Consider the following 2,407-nt stretch of genomic DNA (forward strand, 5'->3'; position numbering starts at 1 on the left):
GAGCAGGTGTGGTCATGGACACACCGTAGTTCAGCGCCTCCTTGACAATCAACAGATACGGGGATAAAACAACACAGACACAGATACGTGACGGGCGACACGTCGTCCCACCCCGGTTGAGGAAGGAGCCACGTGTACGCCGAGGAACGTCAGCAGGCCATGGCCCAGGCCATCGCCCGCCAGGGCCGCATCTCCGTGGCCGAGCTGGCCGAGGAGTTCCTGGTGACCACCGAGACCGTGCGTCGCGACCTCTCCGCCCTCGAGCGCATCGGCCTGATCCGGCGCGTGCACGGCGGCGCGGTCCCGGCGAGCTCGCTGGCCGTCATCGAGTCCGGGCTCTCCGAGCGCGACCTGGCCAACACCGCCGCCAAGGACCTGATCGCGGCCGCCGCGATCGCCCTGCTCCCGCCGCCGGGATCCATCATCGTCATCGACGCCGGCTCCACCACCGCCCGGCTCGCCAGCCTGCTCCCGCGCGACCACCGGCTCACCGTCGTCACGCACGCGGTGCCCGTCGCCGCCCGGCTCGCCGGGCTGCCCCAGATCGACCTGTTCCTCCTCCCCGGCAAGGTGCGACCCACCACGCAGGCCGCCGTCGGCGCCGACACGGTGGCGGCACTCGCCGACCTGCGCGCGGACGTCTCGTTCGTGGCCACCAACGGCCTGAGCACCCGCCACGGGCTGACCACCCCCGACCGCGAGGAGGCGGCCACCAAGCGCGCCATCGTGGCCGCCGGAAGGCGTACCGTCGTCCTCGCCGACTCCACCAAGATCGGCGTCGAGTCCTCCATGCGGTTCGCCACCGTCGGTGACATCGACGTCCTGGTCACCGACCCAGCCATCAAGCCCGACGACCTGTCGGCCCTCGACGCAGCAGGCGTGGAAGTGGTGACCGCATGATCCTGACCCTCACCCCCAACCCCAGCATCGACCGGACGGTGGCGCTGGCCGGCGAGCTCGTGCGCGGAGCCGTGCAGCGCGTCGACTCCGTCACCTCCCAGGGCGGCGGCAAGGGCGTGAACATCTCGCGCGCCTCCGTCAGCGCCGGGCACCCGACCCTCGCGGTGCTCCCGGCGGCCAAGGACGACCCGTTCGTCATGGAGCTGCTCGCCGCCGGCATCGACTGTCGCCCGGTGCGCCCCGCAGGTGTCGTCCGCGTCAACATCACCGTCACCGAGCCCGACGGCACCACCACCAAGCTCAACTCACCGGGGGCCACCGTCGAGCAGGTCCACCTCGACGCGATGTCCGACGCGCTCATGGCGCGGGCCGGGAGCGCCGACTGGGCCGTGCTGGCGGGCTCGCTGCCGCCGGGGGCGCCCCCCGAGTTCTACGCCGACGTCGTACGCCGCCTGCGCCGCACCGTCGCCAAGGTCGCCGTGGACACGAGCGAGGCGCCGCTCCGCGCCCTCGTGGACGCCCTCCCGGGCGCGGCACCGCACCTGATGAAGCCCAACGGGGAGGAGCTCGCCTCCTTCACCGGCGGCGACCCCGAGGTCCTCGAGGCCGACCCGCAGAAGGCGGCAGCGGCCGCGCGGACCCTCGTCGACCGCGGCGTGGAGGCTGTGCTCGCGACGCTCGGGGGCAACGGTGCCGTCCTCGTCACCGCCGCCGGCGCGTGGCACGCCACTCCCCCGCCGACCACCGTCGTCAGCACGGTGGGCGCCGGCGACTCCAGCCTGTTCGGCTACGTCCTGGGCGACATCCGCGGACTCACGCCGCCCGAGCGCCTGGCCCTCGCAGTGGCCTACGGCAGCGCCGCTGCCGGACTGCCCGGCACCACGATCCCCGAGCCGTCGCACCTCCGCACCGAGCTCGTCACCGTCACCGCCTTGGGAGGCACCGCATGACCGATCTGATCACCAGGGAACTGGTGCGCCTCGACACGACGTGGGGCGACGACAAGCACGACGTGATCCGGGGGCTGGCCGCCGTGGTGGAGGAGGCCGGCCGCGCCGCGGACGCCGACCAGCTCGTCACCGACGCGTTCGCCCGGGAGGAGACCTCCTCGACCGGCCTGCCCGGCGGCATCGCCATCCCGCACTGCCGCACCACCGGGGTGGACGTGCCGACGCTGGCCTTCGCCCGGCTGAGCCCCGGGGTCGCCTTCGGGGCCAAGGACGGGCCCGCGGACCTGGCCTTCCTGATCGCCGCCCCGGCCGGCGGCGACGCCACCCACCTGCAGCTGCTGACCAAGCTCGCCCGGTCCCTCGTCAAGCCGGCCTTCACCAACGCGCTGCGCGACGCCGAGGACGCCGACGAGGTCGTGGCCCTCATCAACGAGGCGCTCGGCGTCACCGAGCCGGCCGCCTCGACCGGAACCGCAGCTCCTGCGTCGGGCACCCCCGACGGCACGCCTCCCGGCGTACCGGCCGGTGGCACGGCCGGCGCCGCGGGCGCCGCGGGC

3 protein-coding genes are annotated in these 2,407 nt (G+C 73.8%); all 3 read left to right on the forward strand.

What is annotated here, in order from left to right:
• The first annotated feature begins 132 nt into the window (after positions 1-132).
• On the forward strand, positions 133-900 hold the full coding sequence (locus ACXJKL_RS19360; RefSeq protein WP_457208629.1) for a DeoR/GlpR family DNA-binding transcription regulator: 768 nt from the start codon (positions 133-135) through the stop codon (positions 898-900).
• A complete protein-coding gene (locus ACXJKL_RS19365; RefSeq protein ID WP_457208630.1) occupies positions 897-1,850 on the forward strand; it encodes a 1-phosphofructokinase family hexose kinase in 954 nt (317 codons plus the stop codon). The genes ACXJKL_RS19360 and ACXJKL_RS19365 overlap by 4 nt, the downstream gene beginning before the upstream one ends.
• The coding region (locus ACXJKL_RS19370) for a PTS sugar transporter subunit IIA (protein WP_457208631.1) at positions 1,847-2,407 on the forward strand (561 nt) is incomplete at its 3' end. The genes ACXJKL_RS19365 and ACXJKL_RS19370, both read left to right, overlap by 4 nt.

The sequence above is a fragment of the Nocardioides sp. P5_C9_2 genome, from assembly GCF_054049555.1.

Bases quoted from the DNA above. Each gene is read 5' to 3' on its own strand.
- ACXJKL_RS19365 (WP_457208630.1), top strand. From the start codon at position 897: ATGATCCTGACCCTCACCCCCAACCCCAGCATCGACCGGACGGTGGCG.